The sequence below is a fragment of the Kitasatospora sp. NPDC059462 genome (assembly GCF_042749955.1).
In the GTDB taxonomy this organism is placed as follows: Bacteria; Actinomycetota; Actinomycetes; order Streptomycetales; family Streptomycetaceae; genus Kitasatospora.
Genome location: NZ_JBHYUU010000063.1, coordinates 19,378 through 39,020, shown reverse-complemented (window position 1 = coordinate 39,020; position 19,643 = coordinate 19,378). Strand labels below are relative to the sequence as shown.

Here is a 19,643-nt window from a genome sequence, read left to right as displayed (position 1 = left end):
TTCCATCAGGCGGCTTTCACACCGGCCCTCCGGGCGCTTCGTTCTTTCGTGTTTCCAGCTTATCAGATGTTTTCCGCTCCGTTTTCCGGAGTTTCTTTTGTCCGATTCGCTTCGGCCTTTCGGCGCTCCCGAACTCTATCAGAGTTTCTCGGGCCGTTTTCCCGCTCCGTTCTCGAATTTCGTTTCGAGGACTTCGACTGGGGGCCGTCCCGTGGGGCAACCCGGAGAACATTACGCACCGGGTTGCCCCACGTCAAATCAGGCCGGGAGGGCTCAGACCTCGACCACGACCGGGAGGATCATCGGGCGGCGACGGTAGTTGTCGGCCACCCACTTGCCGATGGTCCGGCGGACGAGCTGCTGGACCTGGCGGATCTCCAGGACACCGTCGCTCGCCGAGCGGTCGAGGGCCTCCTGCAGCCTGGCCGCGACCGGGACGAACGCGGCGTCGTCGATGCCGGAGCCGCGGGCCTGGATGGTCGGACCGCCGACGATCTTGCCGTTGGCGGAGTCGACCACCACGAAGCAGGAGATGAAGCCCTCCTCGCCGAGGATCCGGCGGTCCTTGAGCGAGGCCTCGGTGATGTCACCGACCGAGGAGCCGTCGACGTAGACGTAGCCGGCCTGCACCTTGCCGACGATGCGGGCGACACCGTCCTCCAGGTCGACACAGACGCCGTCCTCCGCGATGACCACCCGGTTGCGCGGGACACCGGTCGCGATGCCGAGGTCGGCCGCGGCCCGCAGGTGGCGCCACTCGCCGTGCACCGGCATGAGGTTGCGCGGCTTGCAGATGTTGAAGAAGTACAGCAGCTCGCCGGCCGAGGCGTGGCCGGAGACGTGCACCTTGGCGTTGCCCTTGTGCACGACCTTGGCGCCCCAGCGGGTCAGGCCGTTGATGACCCGGTAGACGGCGTTCTCGTTGCCCGGGATGAGCGAGGACGCCAGGACGACGGTGTCGCCCTCGACGATGCGGATCTGGTGGTCGCGGTTGGCCATCCGGGACAGCGCGGCCATCGGCTCGCCCTGCGAGCCGGTACAGATCAGCACGACCTCCTTGTCCGGCAGGTCGTCCAGCTGCTTGACGTCGACGACCATGTTGCCGGGGACCTTCAGGTACCCGAGGTCGCGGGCGATGCCCATGTTGCGGACCATCGAGCGGCCGACGAAGGCGACCTTGCGCTTGTACTCGTGCGCGGCGTCCAGCACCTGCTGGATGCGGTGCACGTGGCTGGCGAACGAGGCCACGATGATGCGCTTCTCGGCGTTCGCGAAAACGTTTCGCAGGGCGGCCGAGATGTCCCGCTCGTGCGGGATGAAGCCGGGGACCTCGGCGTTGGTGGAGTCCACCAGCAGCAGGTCCATGCCCTCCTCCGCCAGCTTGGCGAAGGTCGGCAGGTCGGTGAGCCGGCCGTCGAGCGGCAGCTGGTCCATCTTGAAGTCACCGGTGGCGACGACCATGCCGGCGGGCGTGCGCACGGCGACGGCCAGCGCGTCCGGGATGGAGTGGTTGACCGCGATGAACTGGCAGTCGAAGGGACCGATCCGCTCGCGGTCGCCCTCGGCGACCTCCAGCACGTACGGGCGGATGCGGTGCTCGGCGAGCTTGGCCTCGATCAGCGCGAGGGTGAGCTTCGACCCGATCAGCGGGATGTCCGGGTTCTCCCGGAGCAGGAACGGGACGGCGCCGATGTGGTCCTCGTGGCCGTGCGTGAGGACGATGCCGTCGATCTTGTCGAGGCGGTCCCGGATGTAGCTGAAGTCCGGGAGGATCAGGTCGACGCCGGGCTGCTCGTCCTCGGGGAAGAGGACGCCGCAGTCGACGATGAGAATGCGGTCCCCGTACTCGAAGACCGTCATGTTGCGGCCGATCTCGCCGAGACCGCCGAGCGGGGTGATGCGCAGGGCGCCCGCCTTCAGGGCCGGCGGCGCGCCGAGTTCGGGATGCGGGTGGCTCAAAAGACTCTCCTCACGACGCACGCCATATGTCCGGGGTCCTCCCCCGCGAGACATATGGCGTGCGTTCTCAGTGTCGTTTTCCTACCAGGTCGGTGCTCTCGCGCCTTCGGTCCGGTCCAGCGGCGGGCCCGTGAGGGTCCGGCGAGCCGGGGCGCGCACGTCTGTGTCTGTTAGAGGTCTACCCCGCCGTCGGCGAGATCCTTCTTCAGTTGGGCGATCTCCTCGGGAGTCGCGCCGACCAGGGGCAGCCGCAGCGGGCCGGCGGGCAGGCCCTGGAGCCCGAGCGCGGCCTTGGCGAGGATGACGCCCTGGGTGCGGAAGATACCGGTGAACACCGGCAGCAGGCGCTGGTGGACCGCCGTGGCCTTGGCCACATCGCCGGCCAGGTAGGCCTCGACCATGGTCCGCAGCTCGCCGGCGACCACATGACCGACCACGCTGACGACACCGACGGCTCCGACCGACAGCAGCGGCAGGTTGAGGATGTCGTCACCGGAGTACCAGGCGAGGTCGGAGCGGGCGATGGCCCAGGCGGCGGCGCCGAGGTCGCCCTTGGCGTCCTTGTTGGCGACGATCCGCGGGTGTTCGCCCAGCCGGACCAGCGTCTCGTGGCTCAGCGCGACGCCGCTGCGACCGGGGATGTCGTACAGCATGACCGGCAGCCCGGTGGCGTCGGCGATCTCCACGGTGTGCCGGTACAGGCCCTCCTGCGGGGGCTTGCTGTAGTACGGCGTGACCGCCAGCAGGCCGTGCGCGCCGGCCGCCTCGGCCTGGCGGGCCAGCTCCACGCTGTGACGGGTGTCGTTGGTGCCGACCCCGGCCACCACGTGGGCCCGGTCCCCGACCGCCTCCACCACGGCGCGGACGAGCTGGGCCTTCTCGGCGTCACTGGTGGTCGGGGACTCCCCGGTGGTGCCGTTGACGACGAGGCCGTCGTTGCCGGAGTCGACGAGGTGCGCGGCGAGGCGCTGGGCGCCGTCGAGGTCGAGGCCGCCGTCGGCGGTGAACGGTGTCACCATCGCGGTCAGGACCCGCCCGAAGGGCGTCTGGGGGGTGGAGGTCGGAGCCATGCGTCCAAAACTACTCGTAGGCGGTGGGGCGGCACCCAGGCCGGTCCACGGTTCGGACGGCCGCGGCGGTGGGCCGGCGGTGGGCCCGGCTGCGAAGCGGCCGCGCAGCGCCTCCGCGGAGGCGGTGCCAGCGGTTCCAGCAGCGGGGACGTGGGATTCCGGTGCTGCGTGCTCGGGGGTTCAAGCAGCACCGGAATCCGTGTTCACGAGCGTAGGGAGAGGTCAGATATGCCGCAATCCAGACATGCCAGACACTCTCCCCGGATGCCCGTCGCCGCAGGTCAGGGGGCGACCCGGCCGTGCTTCTCGAAGGCCGCATGGGTGAGCGGCATGAGCTCGGCCCACTGCTCCTCCATCCGCTCGGCGACCATCTCGATCTCGCGCTGCGGGAACGACGGCACCGCCGAGTTCTCCCGCTTGGTGCGCAGCGACAGGAAGTGCATCAGCGAGCGGGCGTTGCAGGTCGCGTACATCGACGAGTAGAGCCCGACCGGCAGCACCGCACGGGCGACCTCGCGGGCCACGCCGGCCTCCAGCATCTCCTGGTAGCGCCCGTACGCCTCGCGGTAGGCGGCCTCCATCGAGGCGGTGACGGTCGCGTGCTGCTCGGGGGTGCCCTCGATGAACTCGTAGCGGCCCGGCCGGCCCTGCTGGACCAGCCGGCGCTCCTCGGCCGGCACGTAGAAGACCGGCTGCAGCTCGCGGTAGCGGCCCGACTCCTCGTTGTACGACCAGCCGCTGCGGTGGCGGTGGAACTCGCGGAAGACGAAGATCGGCGCGCTGATGAAGAAGGTCATCGAGTTGTGCTCGAAGGGCGTGCCGTGCCGGTCCCGCATCAGGAAGTTGATCAGGCCCTTGGACTTCTCCGGGTCCTGCTGGAGCGCCTCCAGGGACTGCTCGCCCGCCGTCGAGACCCGGGCCGCCCAGATGACGTCCGAGTCGTCGGCGGCACTGCGGACCAGGTCCACGGTGACGTCGCCGCGGAACCGGGGGGCCGTCGTGTCGTCGCTCACGCGCTACTCCTCGCAGGCTTGTTGGTGGTGGTGCCGGTGGTGCCGGTGGTGCGGTGCAGCCGGATCGCGTGCTGCATGGTCTTGCGGGCGCGCGGCACGTCGCCGGCGTCGGCGTAGGCGACCGCCAGGCGGAAGAAGACCCGCCAGTCGCCGGGGGCGGCCTCGGCCTCGGCCTTGCGGCGGGCGAACACCTCGTCGGCCGAGGCGCGGTCGATCCGCCCGCCCTCGGTGCGCTTCAGCTCGTCGACGGGCAGACCGCCCTCGGCCTCCAGCTCACGGGCGAGCCGCTCGCTGTCCCGGCCGAAGCGGACCGTCTGGCGCAGGAACCAGAGGCCGATGACCGGGACGACGAAGGCGCACAGGCCCAGGCCGATGCCGAGCGGCTTGCCGGTGGCGATCAGCTGGACGCCCTCGCCGACGCAGATCAGCGCGACCAGCGCCAGCACGCCGGCGAGGACGAAGAAACCGGTACGGGAGGTCATGCCGGGCTCACAGGTCCAGGAAGTGTTCGAGGCCCAGGGTGAGCCCGGGCGTCTCCACGACCTTGCGCACGCCGAGCAGGATGCCCGGCATGAAGCTGCTGTGGTGCAGCGAGTCGTGCCGGATGGTGAGGGTCTCGCCGGTGTCGCCGAACATCACCTGCTGGTGGGCGAGCAGGCCGCGCAGCCGCACCGAGTGCACCGGCACCCCGTCGACGTCGGCGCCGCGGGCGCCGGGCAGGCTGTGGGTGGTCGGGTCCTGCTGCGGCGGCCGGCCGGCCTCCGCGCGGGCGGCGGCGATCAGCTGGGCGGTGCGGGCGGCGGTGCCGCTGGGGGCGTCCGCCTTGCCGTCGTGGTGCATTTCGACGACCTCGACCGACTCGAAGTACCTCGCGGCGATCTGCGAGAACTTCATGCCGAGGATCGCGCCGATCGAGAAGTTCGGCGCGATCAGCAGGCCGAGCTCCGGCGCCTCGTCGAGCAGGCCACGCACGGTGGCCAGCCGCTCGTCGGTCCAGCCGGTGGTGCCGGTGACCACGTGGATCCCGTGGCGCAGGCAGTGGTCGAGGTTGCCCATCACCGCGTCCGGATGGGTCAGCTCGACGGCCACCTGGGCGCCGGCCCGGGTCAGCTCCGCCAGGTCGGACCCGCGGCCGAGGGCGGCGACCAGCTCCAGGTCGGGGGCGGCCTCCACGGCCTTGACCGCCTCAGAGCCGATCCGTCCCTTGGCGCCGATCACGGCGACACGCAGCGTCATAGCGAAAGTCCTCTCACACCAGCAGGTCGGCGAGCTTCGCGGCCCGCTTGTCGTTGACCGGACCGATCAGCGCCAGCGACGGCCGGTACGCGCCCAGCACATCACGGGCGACCTCGTGGACGTCCTCCAGGGTCACCGCCGCGATCTTCCCCAGCATGTCGTCGACCGACAGGTGGTGGCCGTAGCTGAGCTCGGCCTTGCCGATGCGGTTCATCAGCGAGCCGGTGTCCTCCATGCCGAGCACGGTGGAGCCGGAGATCTGGCCGATCGCGCGCTGCAGCTCCTCCTCGGTGATGCCCTCGGCGACCACCTTGGCGAGCTCCTCGCGGCAGATCCGCAGCACCTCCTCGACCCGCTTGGGCTGGCAGCCGGCGTAGATGCCGAACAGGCCGCTGTCCGCGTAGGAGGAGGAGTACGAGTACACCGAGTACGCCAGGCCGCGCTTCTCCCGGACCTCCTGGAACAGCCGGGAGCTCATGCCGCCGCCGAGGGCCGCGTTGAGCACGCCCATCGCCCAGCGGCGCTCGTCGTGCCGGGGCACGCCGGGCACGCCCAGCACCAGGTGGGCCTGCTCGGTGGCCCGGTTGAGCACCTCGACCCGGCCCGCGGTCCGCAGCGCCTTCACGCCGTGCCGGGGCTCGGCGGGGGCGGCGTCGGACTTGGCGAGCAGCGGCGCGAAGGCCCGCTCGACCTGCCGGACGACCTTGCGGTGGTCCAGGTTGCCGGCCGCGGCGACGACCAGGTGCTCGGGCCGGTAGCGGCGGTGGAAGAAGTTCGCGATCTGGTCGCGGCTGAGCGCCCGGACGGTCTCCTGGGTGCCGAGGATCGGCCGGCCGAGCGGGCCGTTGCCGAAGATCACCTTGGCGAAGAGGTCGTGGACGACGTCACCCGGGTCGTCCTCGGCCATCGCCATCTCTTCGAGGATGACGCCGCGCTCGGCCTCGACGTCCTCGGGGCGGATCAGCGAGCCGGTGAGCATGTCGCAGACCACGTCGATGGCCAGCGGCAGGTCGGTGTCGAGCACCCGCGCGTAGTAGCAGGTGTTCTCCTTGGCGGTGAAGGCGTTCATCTCGCCGCCGACCGCGTCCAGGGCGGCCGAGATGTCCAGCGCGCTGCGCCGCTCGGTGCCCTTGAAGAGCAGGTGCTCCAGGTAGTGCGTGGCGCCGTTGAGCTGCGGGGTCTCGTCCCGCGAGCCGACGCCGACCCAGATGCCGAAGGTCGCGGAGCGCACCGTCGGCAGGGTCTCGGTGACGACGCGCAGGCCGCCGGGGAGGACGGTGCGGCGCACGGTTCCGGCGCCGTCCGCGCCCTTCAGCAGGGTCCGGGTCGTGCCGGGGCGCTGCGTCGCCGCCGAGGCCTGGGCCACGGGGGTACCTCCGTAGAAAAAAGCGGTCCGTCGGGAGCGCGGGACAACAGGGTGCGGCCCGCACGCCGCTGGGGGCGTGCGGGCCGCTGGGTTCAGCTAGCGGCGCTTCACTCGGAAGCGGCCTCGGCGTTCTCCTCGCCCTCGATGACCGGGATCAGCGAGAGCTTGCCGCGCGGGTCGATCTCGGCGATCTCGACCTGCACCTTGGCGCCGACGCCGAGGACGTCCTCGACGTTCTCCACGCGCTTGCCGCCGGCGAGCTTGCGGATCTGCGAGATGTGCAGCAGACCGTCCTTGCCCGGCATGAGCGACACGAAGGCACCGAAGGTCGTGGTCTTGACCACGGTGCCCAGGTAGCGCTCGCCGACCTCTGGCATGGTCGGGTTGGCGATCTGGTTGATCGTGGTGCGGGCGGCCTCGGCGGCCGGGCCGTCGGCGGCACCGATGTAGATGGTGCCGTCGTCCTCGATCGTGATCTCGGCGCCGGTGTCCTCCTGGATCTGGTTGATCATCTTGCCCTTGGGGCCGATGACCTCGCCGATCTTGTCCACCGGAATCTTGATGGTGATGATGCGCGGCGCGTTCGGGGACATCTCGTCCGGGGAGTCGATGGCCTCGTTCATCACGTCGAGGATGTGCAGGCGGGCGTCGCGGGCCTGCTTCAGCGCGGCGGCCAGCACCGACGCCGGGATGCCGTTGAGCTTGGTGTCCAGCTGCAGAGCGGTGATGAAGTTGCGGGTACCGGCGACCTTGAAGTCCATGTCGCCGTACGCGTCCTCGGCGCCAAGGATGTCGGTGAGGGTCACGTAGTGGGTCTCACCGTCGATCTCCTGGGAGATCAGGCCCATGGCGATGCCGGCGACGGCGGCCTTCAGCGGCACACCGGCGTTCAGCAGCGACATGGTGGAGGCGCAGACCGAGCCCATCGAGGTGGAGCCGTTGGAGCCGAGCGCCTCGGAGACCTGGCGGATGGCGTACGGGAACTCCTCGCGGGTCGGCAGCACCGGCAGGATGGCCCGCTCGGCCAGCGCGCCGTGGCCGATCTCGCGGCGCTTCGGCGAACCGACGCGGCCGGTCTCGCCGACCGAGTACGGCGGGAAGTTGTAGTTGTGCATGTAGCGGCGGCGGGTCTCCGGGGAGAGCGTGTCCAGCTGCTGCTCCATGCGGAGCATGTTCAGCGTGGTGACACCCAGGATCTGGGTCTCGCCGCGCTCGAACAGGGCCGAGCCGTGCACCCGCGGGATGGCCTCGACCTCGGCGGCCAGGGTGCGGATGTCGGTGACGCCGCGGCCGTCGATGCGGACCTTGTCCTTGATGACGCGCTCGCGGACGATCTTCTTGGTCAGCGCGTTGTAGGCGGCGCTGATCTCCTTCTCGCGGCCCTCGAACTCGGGCAGCAGCTTCTCGGCGGCCAGCGCCTTGACGCGGTCCAGCTCGTTGTTGCGCTCCTGCTTGCCCGCGATGGTCAGGGCCTGGGCGAGCTCGTCCTTGACGGCGGCGGTCAGCGCGGCGAGCACGTCGTCCTGGTAGTCCAGGAAGACCGGGAACTCGCCGGTCGGCTTGGCGGCCTGGGCGGCCAGCTGCGACTGCGCGGCGCACAGGACCTTGATGAACGGCTTCGCGGCCTCCAGGCCGGAGGCGACGATCTCCTCGGTCGGCGCGTCGGCGCCGCCCTCGACCAGCTTGATGGTCTTGTCGGTGGCCTCGGCCTCGACCATCATGATCGCGACGTCGCCGTCCGGCAGGACGCGGCCGGCCACGACCATGTCGAAGACGGCCGACTCCAGCTCGCTGTGGGTCGGGAAGGCGACCCACTGGCCGTTGATCAGCGCGACGCGCACGCCGCCGATCGGGCCGGAGAACGGCAGGCCCGCCAGCTGGGTGGAGGCGGAGGCGGCGTTGATGGCCACCACGTCGTACAGGTGGTCCGGGTTCAGCGCCATCACGGTGACGACGACCTGGACCTCGTTGCGCAGGCCCTTGACGAAGGACGGGCGCAGCGGGCGGTCGATCAGGCGGCAGGTGAGGATCGCGTCCTCGGAGGGCCGGCCCTCACGACGGAAGAACGAGCCGGGGATGCGGCCGGCGGCGTACATCCGCTCCTCGACGTCCACCGTCAGCGGGAAGAAGTCGAAGTGCTCCTTCGGCTGCTTGGACGCGCTGGTGGCCGACAGCACCATGGTGTCGTCGTCCAGGTAGGCGACGGCGGAGCCGGCCGCCTGACGGGCCAGACGGCCGGTCTCGAAGCGGATGGTACGGGTGCCGAAGGAACCGTTGTCGATCACGGCCTCGGCGTAGAACACGTTCTCTTCCACCTGGAAGATCTCCTCTTTCGTACGTCTTCCGGGAGAGCGTCCCCGCGCATCGCCTGCGTGTTGACCCTGGACGGTCGGGCCGGTCTTCGATCGAAGCCTCCGGTGCACCCCGCTTCGATGGGCGGGGCCTCCGGCGGCCACTACCGAGGACCGGCGCCTCTCGGCCGGCCGGGTCCGGACGGGCGGTCCGCGTCTGGACGCTCTCTCGGATGCGGGCGGCTTCCGTTTGAAGCCTTCGTCCCGCGGGGGTCGGGTTCTGCTGCCTGGTGGCGCGCTTGCGGCGCCATCACCCGGCATGCCCACAACCCTACGGTGCAATCCTCGGCCACCTGGGGAGGTGCGCGCGAGTTGTTATGCACGGTCGTTGCGTTCGGACGCCCCGGTGGGCGCCCCGGCCGTACCGCCGCGGCATACGCGCGAGGGGCGGCTCCCCGGTGTGGGGAGCCGCCCCGAGCGGCGTTCTCAGCGGGCGCCGCCGGCGGCACCGCGGCGGATGCCCAGGCGGTCGACGAGCGTACGGAAGCGCTCGATGTCCTTCTTGGCCAGGTACTGCAGCAGACGACGGCGCTGGCCGACCAGGATCAGCAGGCCGCGGCGCGAGTGGTGGTCGTGCTTGTGCGACTTGAGGTGCTCGGTCAGGTCCGAGATGCGGCGGGAGAGCATGGCCACCTGGACCTCGGGGGAGCCGGTGTCGCCCTCCTTCTGGCCGAACTCGGCGATGATCTGCTTCTTCACGTCAGAGGCGAGAGCCACTGCAACTCCTTCGAGGTGATACCGAGCGGTCCTGGTCTACGGCACAGGACTCTGGGAGAACTCGGTGTCGTGACGAGCACGGCCGCCGGTCCTCGCCCCACCCGGGGGCGGACACACGGCTGCGCTCGGAGGCCAAGCGTACCAGTGCCTCCGGCACCGCCGTCGGGCGGCCCCGGCGGGCCGGTCAGCCGGTGGCGCCGCGGACCAGCCGGTAGACGTCGAGGACGGCCAGCACCAGCGGCACCAGCGACATCAGGGTGAGGCTGTCGAGCAGGTCCAGGATGCGCCCCCAGAACGGGGAGACGCCCAGCCGCGGCACCACCAGGGCGATCGCGGTGAGCACCGCGGCGCCGAAGGCGATCGAGGCGGCCAGCCAGACGGTGCGCAGGTCGGCGTCGGTGGAGCCGATCCCGGCCCGCAGCACGAACTGCGGGGTGTGCAGGGAGAGGCCGACGATCAGCAGGGACAGGCCGAGCAGGCCGGCGACGGTGAGGCTGAAGACCTGCGCGCTGTAGCGGAACAGCCGGGCGCGGAGCATGGTGGCCAGGCCGAGGACCAGGGCGAGCAGTTCGGGGAAGGTCTCGTCGGTGAAGCCGAGCACCGCGCAGGCGCCGACGATCACCGCGGCGCAGCCGCCGACCAGGCCGACCAGCACTTCGTGGCCGCGGCGGGCCTGGTGGGCGATCCGCTCGTACTGGACGAGTTCGGCGCGGGCGGCGTCCTCGTCGTGGTCGCGGCCGCGGGCCCGGGTCTGGCCGGGGGCGCTGTAGCCGACGGGCAGCCGGGCGAAGCGGGCGGACAGGCCGGGCAGGAAGCCGATCGCGGCGACGGCGGCGACGCCGGTGACGGCGGCGATGTGGTCGGCCGGGGTGCCGGGCAGCAGCACGGCGGCGAAGGTGGCCAGCGCGCCCGCCGCGGCCAGGAAGGCGGCGGCGACGAACAGCGAGTCCTTCTCGGGCAGCAGGCCGACCAGCAGGACGGCGACCACCAGGACGGCGACGCAGCCGGTGAGGAACTGCAGCCGGCCGGGGCCGTCCAGCGGTCCGCCGGTGGGGGCGAGCACGCCGCTGCCGGCGATCAGGGCGTGGGGCAGGGCGCCGAGGCCGAGCGCGAGGCCGGCCCAGGCGTCCCGGTAGACCCGGGCGCGGACGCCGGCGAGGGCGGTGAGCACGACGGCGACGACGCCGGAGATCACCCCGGGCAGGCCGTGCATGTCGTGGCGCAGGTCGGCGAACCAGAGCGCGAAGCCGAGCAGGGTGAGCAGCACGCCGGTGCCGATGAGGCCGAAGGCGCGCATCAGCTCGGGGCCCCAGAACCGGCGGTCGGTCTCGCCGGCGGTGGCGATGGCGTCGGCGACGTCGTCGTAGACGGCGGGCGGCAGCGACTCGGCGAACGGGCGCAGGCTGAGCAGGTCGCCGTCGCGCACCTGCTGGGCGGCGAGCGAGCGGCTGCCGTCGAGCACGGTGCCGTCGCGGCGGACCAGGTGGAAGCCGGTGGGGACGCCGTCGGGCTGGGTCTGGCCGGAGAGGCGCAGCACCTCGGGGTAGACGTCCGCGAGCGGGACGTCCTCGGGCAGGGCGACGTCGATCCGGCTGTCCGGGGCGACGACGGTGACCCGGCAGAAGCCGGTCGTGGCGGGCGTCGTCATGCCCGCACCTCGTTCGCTCGACGCACTGGGCGCTCCCCCTTGATGACGGTGCCGCGGTACCGGCGGCTGGTCGGTCTGGCTGACGCGCCGGCGCCGGCCGGGCGGAACCGGCCCGGCGGGGCCACGAGTTGGCGCGGCGTTACCCTACCCGCTCGGTTCGTGTCCGGCCCCGTGGAGGGCGGGCGGCCCCGCGGGGCCGGGGTCCCAGTAGGATCGGCCCCCTGCGCAGGGCGGCGGGGGCGGCGCGCGTCTCCCCGGGTGCCTGCGGTCGGCGGAGCGGGGGCGGCGTCACACGGGGCGCCCTCACCCGTACGTATCCAGTGGCGTGAGGGCTGATGCCGTGGTGATCGAGCGAAGCGTTCGTGGTCGGGGGGTGGGGCGCGCATGGGCGTGATCACCGTCAAGCGGCCGCCCCGGGCCTATCCGCCCGCGGTGCCGGACGAGCCGGTGGAGATGGTCCCCCCGCCCGAGCTGCCCCGGTCGGGCGGCGAGGACTGGGTGATGAGCATCCTGCCGATGCTCGGCATGGGCGGATCGGCGGTGTTCTTCTTCTCGCCGGGCGCCCAGGCGCCGATGAAGATCATGGGCGGTCTGATGATCGTCTCGACGGTCGGCATGGCGCTCGCCCAGATCGTCCGGGCCCGCAAGGGCGGTTCCTCGGCCACCGCGGACGAACGGCGCGACTACCTCAAGTACCTGCAGCAGATGCGCCGTCAGGTGCGCCGGACCGCCGAGCGCCAGCGCGGCGCCCAGCTGTTCCTGAACCCCGAGCCGGACCAGCTCTGGTCGATCGTCGCGGACGGCCGCCGGCTCTGGGAACGGCGCTCCGGGGACGGCGACTTCGCGCAGATACGGGTCGGCCGCGGACCGGTGCAGCTGTCCACCCCGCTGGTGGCGCCGCAGACCGCGCCGATGGACGAGCTGGAGCCGCTGTCGGCGGCCGCGATGCAGACCTTCCTGAAGGCCCACGGCACCCTCCAGGACCTGCCGTTGGCGATCTCGCTGCGCGCCTTCTACCACATCACGGTCTGCGGGGACCCGGACACCGTCTACGGCAACGTCCGGGCGATGATCGCCCAGTTGACCACCCTGCACTCGCCGGACGACCTGCTGATCACGGTGGCGGCCGCGCCCGGCGCGGTGGACGAGTGGGAGTGGACCAAGTGGCTCCCGCACAACCAGCACCGCAAGGAGAGCGACGGCGCCGGTTCGCGCCGGCTGATCGCCACCGGCCTCGGCGAGCTGGAACTGCTGTTGCAGGACGAGCTCGCCGGCCGTCAGCGGTTCGTCCGGGACGCCGCGCCGGCGCCCGACCAGCCGCACATCGTCGTCGTGATGGACGGCGCCTCGGTGCCGCACGACTCGCTGCTGGCCGGTGCGGAGGGCGTGCACGGGGTGACCATCGTCGAGGTGGTCCCGGGTGACCTGGACGAGCCGTCCGGGCACCTGGTCGTCACGGTCTCGCCCGACGAGCTGGTGCTGCGCTCGGCCTCCGGCGCCACCTACGCCGGCACCCCGGACACCCTGTCCGCGTGGCAGTCCGAGGCGCTCGCCCGGCAGCTGGCGCCGTACCGGGCCTCGGCCGGCGGCGACGACGAACCGCTGCTGTCCAACCTGGACTTCACCGACCTGATGAACTCCGGCGACCCGGGCTCCTTCGACGTCACCCGCAGCTGGCGGCAGCGGGCCCAGCACGAGCGGCTGCGGGTGCCGATCGGTGTCGGGGCCGGCGGCGAGCACGTGTACCTGGACATCAAGGAGGCCGCGCTGGAGGGCATGGGCCCGCACGGCCTGTGCGTCGGCGCGACCGGCTCCGGCAAGTCCGAGCTGTTGCGCACCCTGGTGCTGGGCCTCGCGATGACGCACTCCTCGGAGACGCTGAACTTCGTGCTCGCCGACTTCAAGGGCGGCGCGACCTTCGCGGGCATGGCGGACATGCCGCACACCTCCGCGGTGATCACCAACCTGGAGGGCCAGCTCACCCTGGTCGACCGCATGCGGGACGCCATCGAGGGCGAGCTCAACCGGCGCCAGGAGCTGCTGCACCGGGCCGGCAACTACGCGAACATCCACGAGTACGAGCGGGCCCGGGCGGCCGGCGCGGCGCTGGACCCGCTGCCGTCGCTGGTGCTCATCATCGACGAGTTCTCCGAACTCCTCACCGCCAAGCCCGACTTCATCGACATGTTCATCCAGATCGGCCGGATCGGCCGGTCCCTCGGGGTGCACCTGCTGCTGGCCTCGCAGCGTCTGGAGGAGGGCAAGCTGCGCGGGCTGGACACCTACCTCTCCTACCGGATCGGTCTGCGCACCTTCTCGGCGGCCGAGTCGCGGGCGGCGATCGGCGTCCCGGACGCGTACCACCTGCCGCCGGTGCCGGGCGTCGGCTACCTGAAGTTCGGCACCGACGTGATGGAGCGGTTCAAGGCGGCGTACGTCTCCGGGCCGTACCGGGCGCCGGGGCAGCAGCGGTCGACCGGCGGCCGGCTGGTGACCGCGCGGCCGGTGCGGTTCACCGCGGCCGAGGTGCCGGTGACCGAGCCGCTGGTGCAGGAGGTCGAGCCGATCGCCGAGGAGCCGGACGACGCCCTGGCGGACACCGTGCTCGACGTGTTCGTGCAGCGGATGACGGGCCAGGGCCCGGCCGCGCACCAGGTGTGGCTGCCGCCGCTGGACGCCCCGCCGAGCGTGGACCAGCTGCTGCCGCCGCTCCAGGCGACCGCCGAGCGCGGCCTGACCGCGCCGCAGTACGGGGCGCTGGGCCGGCTGCGGGTGCCGGTCGGCATCGTCGACAAGCCGCGCGACCAGAAGCGCGACATCCTCGACCACGACTACTCGGCGGCGGCCGGTCACGGCCTGGTGGTCGGCGGTCCGCGCTCCGGCAAGTCGACGGTGATCCGTACCACGGTGGCCTCGTTCGCGCTCACCCACACCCCGCTGGAGGTGCAGTTCTACCTGCTGGACTTCGGCGGTGGCGGCTTCCAGTCGCTCCAGGAGCTGCCGCAGGTCGGCGGGGTGGCCGGGCGGCTGGACGCCGAGAAGGTGCGCCGGATGGTCTCCGAGGTGCACGGCGTGCTGAACCGCCGCGAGGAGCTGTTCCGCGCCACCGGGATCGACTCGATCGGCACCTACCGGGCCCGCCGGGCCTCCGGCGCGCTGCCGGAGGAGCAGTTCGGCGACGTCTTCCTGGTGATCGACGGCTGGAACACCTTCAAGCAGGAGTTCGAGGCGCTGGAGCCGGTCATCGGCGACATCGCCCAGCGGGGCCTGGGCTACGGCGTCCACCTGATCGTCACCGCGGCCCGGTACGCGGAGGTCCGCCCGGCGCTCAAGGACCTGCTGCAGAACCGGACCGAGCTGAAGCTCGGCGACTCCATGGAGTCCGAGGTGGACCGCCGGGTGGCGCAGAACGTGCCGGCCGTCCCGGGCCGCGGCGTCACCGCGGACCGGCTGCACTTCCTCACCGGTCTGCCCCGCCTCGACGGCTCCGGCTCGGTGGAGGACCTGCAGAACGGCGTGGCCGGGCTGGTCTCGGCGGTCGCCGGGGCGTGGACGGGCCCGCGTGCGCCGCAGGTGCGGATGCTGCCGGCGGTGCTGGACGGGCACGCGCTGCCGAAGGGCTTCGAGCACCCGGAGCGGGGCGTCGCGTTCGGCGTGGACGAGGCGGAGCTGGCGCCGGCCTTCGTCAACTTCGAGACCGACCCGCTGTTCATCGTCTTCGGCGACACCGAGTCCGGGAAGTCCGCGCTGCTGCGGATGCTCGTCAAGCAGATCACCGAGCGCTACACCCCGGACCAGGCCGGCATCGTGGTCGGCGACTACCGGCGGGCGCTGCTCGGCGTCGTCCCGCCGGAGTACCTGGTGGAGTACGCGGCCGCGCAGCCGGCCATGTCGAGCGTGGTCGAGATGCTGCGCGGGGCCTGCGCGCGCCGGCTGCCCGGGCCGGACGTGACCGCCGAGCAGCTGCGCAACCGCAGCTGGTACAGCGGCAAGGACATGTTCGTGGTGGTCGACGACTACGAGCTGGTGGCGACCTCCTCGGGCAACCCGCTGGCGGCGCTCGCGGAGTTCCTGCCGTTCGCGCGGGACATCGGCCTGCGGGTGATCGTCGCGCGCAGCGCGGGCGGCGCCGGGCGCTCGCTGTACGAGCCGTTCATGCAGCGGATGCGCGAGCTGGGCGGCCAGGGCGTGCTGCTGTCCGGCAACCGGGACGAGGGCCCGCTGCTGGGCACCGTCAAGCCGCAGGCGCTGCCGCCGGGCCGGGGCGTGTTCGTCTCGCGCCGGGTGACCAGCGGGCAGATGGTGCAGACGGGCTGGCTGCCGGCGCCGTAGCGGCCGGTCTGTCGTGACGCAGCGTGTTCGAAGGGGTCGGGTCCTCGGATCCGGCCCCTTCCGGCATCCCGGGTGCTGAAACGTTACCTAGATCTTTCCGCCGGGGGGCTGCGGTTCCCGTACCCGGACCGGGGCTTGACGGGGCCGTCGAGGCCTCCGGTCGACCTGCGCCCGCATCCGGACAGCACCTTGGAATGCGCGCACGTAAACCGCCGTTCACCTTGGATTCCAGCGCGATGAAGCGAAAGTAACAAGTCGGACATGCATAGTGATGACGATCAGTGATCATCGGATCGCATGTTTATGCGCTTCACGGCAACGGATTCCGAAGCCCTTTCGCGATTGACTCGATCATTCCGGCCAAGGTTCCATGGCGGCCCGGGAGCGACAGGACCAGACACCGAGCCAGTCAGCCAGCGGAGGCGATACCGCTCCCTCTCCAGGACCAGCACAGAGCCGATCGGATGCCTCATGACCGACACGCTTCGCCCGCCCGCCCCCGCGGCCTCCGCCGCGGCCGTCGCAGGCGCGCCCGGCGCCCCGCAGCAGCAGCTCAAGCGCTCGATCGGCGTCGTCGGCGGCACGCTGCTCACGCTGTCCTGCGTCACCCCGGCCTCCACGCTCTTCGTGATCGTCCCGGAGCTGTTCTCCAGCATCGGCAGCGCCACCGCGCTCGCCATCGCGATCGGCTCGGTGCTCTGCATCGCGGTCGCCTTCTGCTACTCCGAGCTCGGCACCCTGATCCCCAGCGCCGGCGGCGAGTACGCGATGGTCGGCACCCTGGCCGGACGCCTGGCCGGCTGGCTGGTCTTCGTGCTCTCGCTGATCGTGGTGATGATCGTCCCCTCGGTCATCGCCCTCGGCACCGCCGACTACCTCGCCCCCGTGCTGCACGTCGACAAGCCCCTGGCCGGCGCGGCGGTGATGCTCGCCGCCACCCTGGCCGGCCTGCTGGACCTGCGCGCCAACGCCTGGATCACCGGCATCTTCCTGGTCCTGGAGGTCGTCGCGGCCGGCGTGGTGTCGGTGCTCGGCTTCGCCCACGCCAACGGCGGGGCGCCCAGCATGCTGCACGGCGTGGTCACCGGCGAGGACGGCGTCACCACCACGGTGAGCATCGGCGCGATCATCGGCGCCCTCGGCATCGCGCTCTTCATCACCCAGGGCTTCTCCACCGCCGTCTACCTCTCCGAGGAGCTGGAGAACCCGCGCCGCAACGTCTCCCGCACCGTGCTGTGGACGCTGGGGATCTCCGCCGCGATCCTGCTCGTCCCGGTCGCCGCCATCACCATGGGCGCCCCCGACCTGGCGACGCTGAGCTCCGGCGACATCTCCGGCATGGTCACCGCCTGGAGCAACTCCGCGGTCGGCACCTTCATCAGCCTCTGCGTCGCGCTGGCCATCATCAACGCCGGCATCGTCATGGTCATCCAGAACTCCCGGGTGCTGTTCGCCTCGGCCCGCGACAAGGCGTGGCCCGGCCCGGTCAACAAGGCCTTCGGCACCCTGGGCCGGTTCGGCTCCCCGTGGATCGCCACCCTGGCCGTCGGCCTGCCGGGCGCCGCGCTCTGCTACGTCAAGGGCGAGCTGCTCAGCGAGATCACCGGCGTCGCCGTCACCGGGATGTACCTGCTGGTCGCGATCGCCGCGCTGCTCTCCCGCCGCAAGCACCACAAGCACGCCGCCGCCTGGCGGATGCCGCTGTGGCCGGCCGTCCCGGTGGTGCTGATCGTGGTCCTCGGCTACGTCATCACCCAGCTGGACGTGGTCCCGCTGCTGTGGACCGGCGGCATCACCGCCGTCGCCACCCTCTACTGGCTGTTCTACCTGCGCCCCCGCCAGGACACCCACTGGGTGATCAGCCTCCCCGAGGACCAGCAGGCCTGATCCTCCCCCCGAACCCTCCCCCTCCCCCACACGGCAGTGCCCCGGGCTCCCCCTGGCCCGGGGCACTGCCGCGTCCGCGGGCTACCGCTTGAGCTTCCACTCCGGGCTGGCCGCGATCGCCTTCAGCTGCTCGACGGTCAGCGCCGGCGCGGTGCGGGTGGACGCGGCGCCCTGGGCACCGCTGCTGTAGGCGCTGACCGCCACCCGCAGGCCGTCCGGGTGCAGCGCCTCGGCCGTCCACTTCACCGGGTTGCCCGGCTGCTTGCGGAACTTCACCTGGGTCCCGTCGGGCATGGTCTCCGACCCCCCGAACGGCTCGGTGTGCCGCGGCCCGCTCCAGTCGTCGACGTTGAGCTCCACCAGCGACTTGCCCCTGCCGTCGTTCACCACGAGGCTCGCGAAGGCATCGCCGCCGTCGGCCTCGCTCCGCTTGAGCCCGGCCGGGAGCAGCTCGGCGACGGTCGCGAGGATCTCCTGCCCGCCGTACGGGCCGCCGGTGCCGTCCGGCCCGTACGGCTCCGCCAGGGCGGCGACCACCCGGTCCCAGAACCCGTCGGTGACGACCGCCCTGAGCTGCTCGGGGCTCAGCGGCGGGGTGGCCCGGGAGACCGGCACCCCCTTGCGCTGCGGGGCGTTCCACTCGCTCAGCTCGATCAGCCGGCCGTCCTCGCCGGTCAGCCTGGCCGACCACCACTTGGTGTCGCCCCGGGGGCGCGGCTGCTCGTAGCCCTGGAACAGGGTCAGCGCGCCACCGCCCGGCAGCGGGGTCGTGGTGCAGGCGTCGTAGGGGACCAGCTTCCGGTCGGGGCAGCCGCTGTCCGCCCGGCGCGGGTCGTTCCCGGCGACCCTGGCCACCGAGACGGTGATCATGGCCTTGCCCCTGCCGTCGTCGAGGACCAGCGAGGCCCCGGGGCTCCCGCCGCCGCCGGGCCGGCCGTCGTCGCCGGTTCCGGACGCCTCGGCCTCGCCGACCTGGCCCTCGGGCAGCATCGCCCGGAAGGCGGCGAGCAGTTCCTCGCCGCCGACCGCCGCGGCACCGGAGGCGGCGCTGGGGGCCGCCGTGGGGGCCGCCGTGGACGGCCCGGGGGCGGGGGCGCCGGAGTCCGGGGCACTGCCGCTCGCCGCCGGGGCCGGGCCCGAGGCGGCCGGGGAGCCACCGGTGAGGTACACGGCGCCGGCACCCACCAGGGTCAGCGCGGCCGCGCCGCCCACCGCGGCGAGGGCCGAGCGGCGGCGCCAGCGGCGGCGGCCGCGGGCCAGTCCGCCGGCCGCGAGCCCGGCCGGGCCCTGCGGGTGGAAGGCCTCGCCCGTGCGGGTCATCGCGCGGAGCAGATCATCCTCGAAGCTGTCGGAGGCCGACATGCGTGATCACCGTTTCCTTCGGTCACGGGACAGGGGCCGGTGGCGGACCCCCGCAGCGGGCGGTCGGGTCGTGCCGTCAGCGGGCCGTCAGTTCGGCCAGCGAGTCGCCGAGCCGCCCGCGCAACCGCGCCAGCGCCCGGGAGGTCCGGGTGCGGACCGCGCCCGAGGACAGCCTCAGCACCTCGGCGGTCTCCTCGACGCTGCGGTCCTCCCAGTAGCGCAGCACCAGCACCGCCCGGTCCTGGACGGACAGCCCGCCGAGCGCGTCGAGCAGGGTGAGCCGCAGCGCCCCGTCCGCCTCGTGGCCCGCGGACTCGGGCAGCCGGTCGGTGGGGTGCTCACCGCTGGACCGGCGGCGCTTCTGGGCGAGGAACACCCGCACCATCACGGTGTGCGCGTAGGCGCCGGGGTTGTCGACCCGGTGGCGCCCGCCGGTCCACGCCTTGCGGCGCCACAGCACGTACATCCGGCCGAGGGCCTCCTGGACGAGGTCCTCGGCCCCGTGGGTGTCCCCGCCGGTGAGCAGGCAGGCCGAGCGGTACAACCGTCCGGTGTGTCCCGAGACGAGTTCCAGGAACTCCGCGTCCTTCGCCGCGCGTGCGCCAGCGCTCCGGCCCATCCCCCCACGCCCTCCCCGATCACCGCCGTCGACACTCCTTCGATGCGGTGACCGGGGCCGGATGTTACAGCCGGGCCCGGAGT

At 72.1% G+C, this 19,643-nt stretch carries 13 protein-coding genes; 2 read left to right on the top strand and 11 right to left on the bottom strand.

Annotation, left to right across the window (positions count from 1 at the left end; genetic code table 11):
- Nucleotides 1-273: 273 nt before the first annotated feature.
- The 9 genes from ACFXAM_RS18200 to eccD form a co-directional block, all read right to left on the bottom strand.
- Nucleotides 274-1,959, bottom strand: a complete 1,686-nt coding sequence (locus ACFXAM_RS18200) for a ribonuclease J (protein WP_380292312.1) — start codon at nt 1,957-1,959, stop codon at nt 274-276.
- A gap of 170 nt (nt 1,960-2,129) precedes the next feature.
- Nucleotides 2,130-3,029, bottom strand: coding sequence for a 4-hydroxy-tetrahydrodipicolinate synthase (gene dapA, locus ACFXAM_RS18195; RefSeq protein ID WP_380292310.1), 900 nt, complete (start codon nt 3,027-3,029; stop codon nt 2,130-2,132).
- Nucleotides 3,030-3,310: 281 nt separating this feature from the next.
- Entirely contained in the window at nt 3,311-4,042 is a 732-nt protein-coding gene (gene thyX, locus ACFXAM_RS18190) for an FAD-dependent thymidylate synthase (protein ID WP_380292308.1), read from the bottom strand.
- Complete coding sequence (locus tag ACFXAM_RS18185) at nt 4,039-4,524, bottom strand: hypothetical protein (RefSeq protein ID WP_380292306.1); 486 nt, start codon at nt 4,522-4,524, stop codon at nt 4,039-4,041. Before ACFXAM_RS18185 ends, thyX begins: the two co-directional genes overlap by 4 nt.
- A 7-nt stretch (nt 4,525-4,531) precedes the next feature.
- Nucleotides 4,532-5,278 carry a 4-hydroxy-tetrahydrodipicolinate reductase gene (dapB, locus tag ACFXAM_RS18180; protein ID WP_380292304.1) on the bottom strand — a complete coding sequence of 249 codons (747 nt, stop codon included), beginning with the start codon at nt 5,276-5,278 and terminating at the stop codon, nt 4,532-4,534.
- Between the two features lie 13 nt (nt 5,279-5,291).
- Entirely contained in the window at nt 5,292-6,644 is a 1,353-nt protein-coding gene (locus ACFXAM_RS18175; protein WP_380292302.1) for a M16 family metallopeptidase, read from the bottom strand.
- A gap of 107 nt (nt 6,645-6,751) precedes the next feature.
- Complete coding sequence (locus ACFXAM_RS18170) at nt 6,752-8,959, bottom strand: polyribonucleotide nucleotidyltransferase (protein WP_380292300.1); 2,208 nt, start codon at nt 8,957-8,959, stop codon at nt 6,752-6,754.
- Nucleotides 8,960-9,421: 462 nt separating this feature from the next.
- Entirely contained in the window at nt 9,422-9,712 is a 291-nt protein-coding gene (gene rpsO / locus ACFXAM_RS18165; RefSeq protein ID WP_209416808.1) for a 30S ribosomal protein S15, read from the bottom strand.
- Nucleotides 9,713-9,896: 184 nt separating this feature from the next.
- Nucleotides 9,897-11,360, bottom strand: a complete 1,464-nt coding sequence (gene eccD / locus ACFXAM_RS18160) for a type VII secretion integral membrane protein EccD (protein WP_380292298.1) — start codon at nt 11,358-11,360, stop codon at nt 9,897-9,899.
- Nucleotides 11,361-11,744: 384 nt separating this feature from the next.
- Between eccD and eccCa the strand changes: the two genes are divergently transcribed.
- Both eccCa and ACFXAM_RS18150 read left to right on the top strand, forming a co-directional pair.
- Entirely contained in the window at nt 11,745-15,692 is a 3,948-nt protein-coding gene (gene eccCa, locus ACFXAM_RS18155) for a type VII secretion protein EccCa (protein WP_380292296.1), read from the top strand.
- A 471-nt stretch (nt 15,693-16,163) separates the two neighbouring features.
- Nucleotides 16,164-17,579: an APC family permease gene (locus ACFXAM_RS18150; protein WP_380292294.1), complete on the top strand. Its 1,416-nt coding sequence runs from the start codon at nt 16,164-16,166 to the stop codon at nt 17,577-17,579.
- An 81-nt stretch (nt 17,580-17,660) separates the two neighbouring features.
- Here the strand turns inward: ACFXAM_RS18150 and ACFXAM_RS18145 are convergent, their stop codons facing one another.
- Nucleotides 17,661-18,941 (bottom strand): hypothetical protein, encoded by a 1,281-nt coding sequence (locus ACFXAM_RS18145; RefSeq protein WP_380292292.1) that lies wholly within the window; start codon nt 18,939-18,941, stop codon nt 17,661-17,663.
- A 76-nt stretch (nt 18,942-19,017) separates the two neighbouring features.
- Nucleotides 19,018-19,560: a SigE family RNA polymerase sigma factor gene (locus tag ACFXAM_RS18140; RefSeq protein ID WP_380292291.1), complete on the bottom strand. Its 543-nt coding sequence runs from the start codon at nt 19,558-19,560 to the stop codon at nt 19,018-19,020.
- Nucleotides 19,561-19,643: the final 83 nt, after the last annotated feature.

Excerpts from the sequence above, each read along its gene's own strand:
- dapA (WP_380292310.1), bottom strand. The coding sequence starts at position 3,029 with ATGGCTCCGACCTCCACCCCCCAGACGCCCTTCGGGCGGGTCCTGACC.
- ACFXAM_RS18185 (WP_380292306.1), bottom strand. The coding sequence starts at position 4,524 with ATGACCTCCCGTACCGGTTTCTTCGTCCTCGCCGGCGTGCTGGCGCTG.
- dapB (WP_380292304.1), bottom strand. The coding sequence starts at position 5,278 with ATGACGCTGCGTGTCGCCGTGATCGGCGCCAAGGGACGGATCGGCTCT.
- eccD (WP_380292298.1), bottom strand. The coding sequence starts at position 11,360 with ATGACGACGCCCGCCACGACCGGCTTCTGCCGGGTCACCGTCGTCGCC.
- eccCa (WP_380292296.1), top strand. The coding sequence starts at position 11,745 with ATGGGCGTGATCACCGTCAAGCGGCCGCCCCGGGCCTATCCGCCCGCG.
- ACFXAM_RS18150 (WP_380292294.1), top strand. The coding sequence starts at position 16,164 with ATGACCGACACGCTTCGCCCGCCCGCCCCCGCGGCCTCCGCCGCGGCC.
- ACFXAM_RS18145 (WP_380292292.1), bottom strand. The coding sequence starts at position 18,941 with ATGTCGGCCTCCGACAGCTTCGAGGATGATCTGCTCCGCGCGATGACC.
- ACFXAM_RS18140 (WP_380292291.1), bottom strand. The coding sequence starts at position 19,560 with ATGGGCCGGAGCGCTGGCGCACGCGCGGCGAAGGACGCGGAGTTCCTG.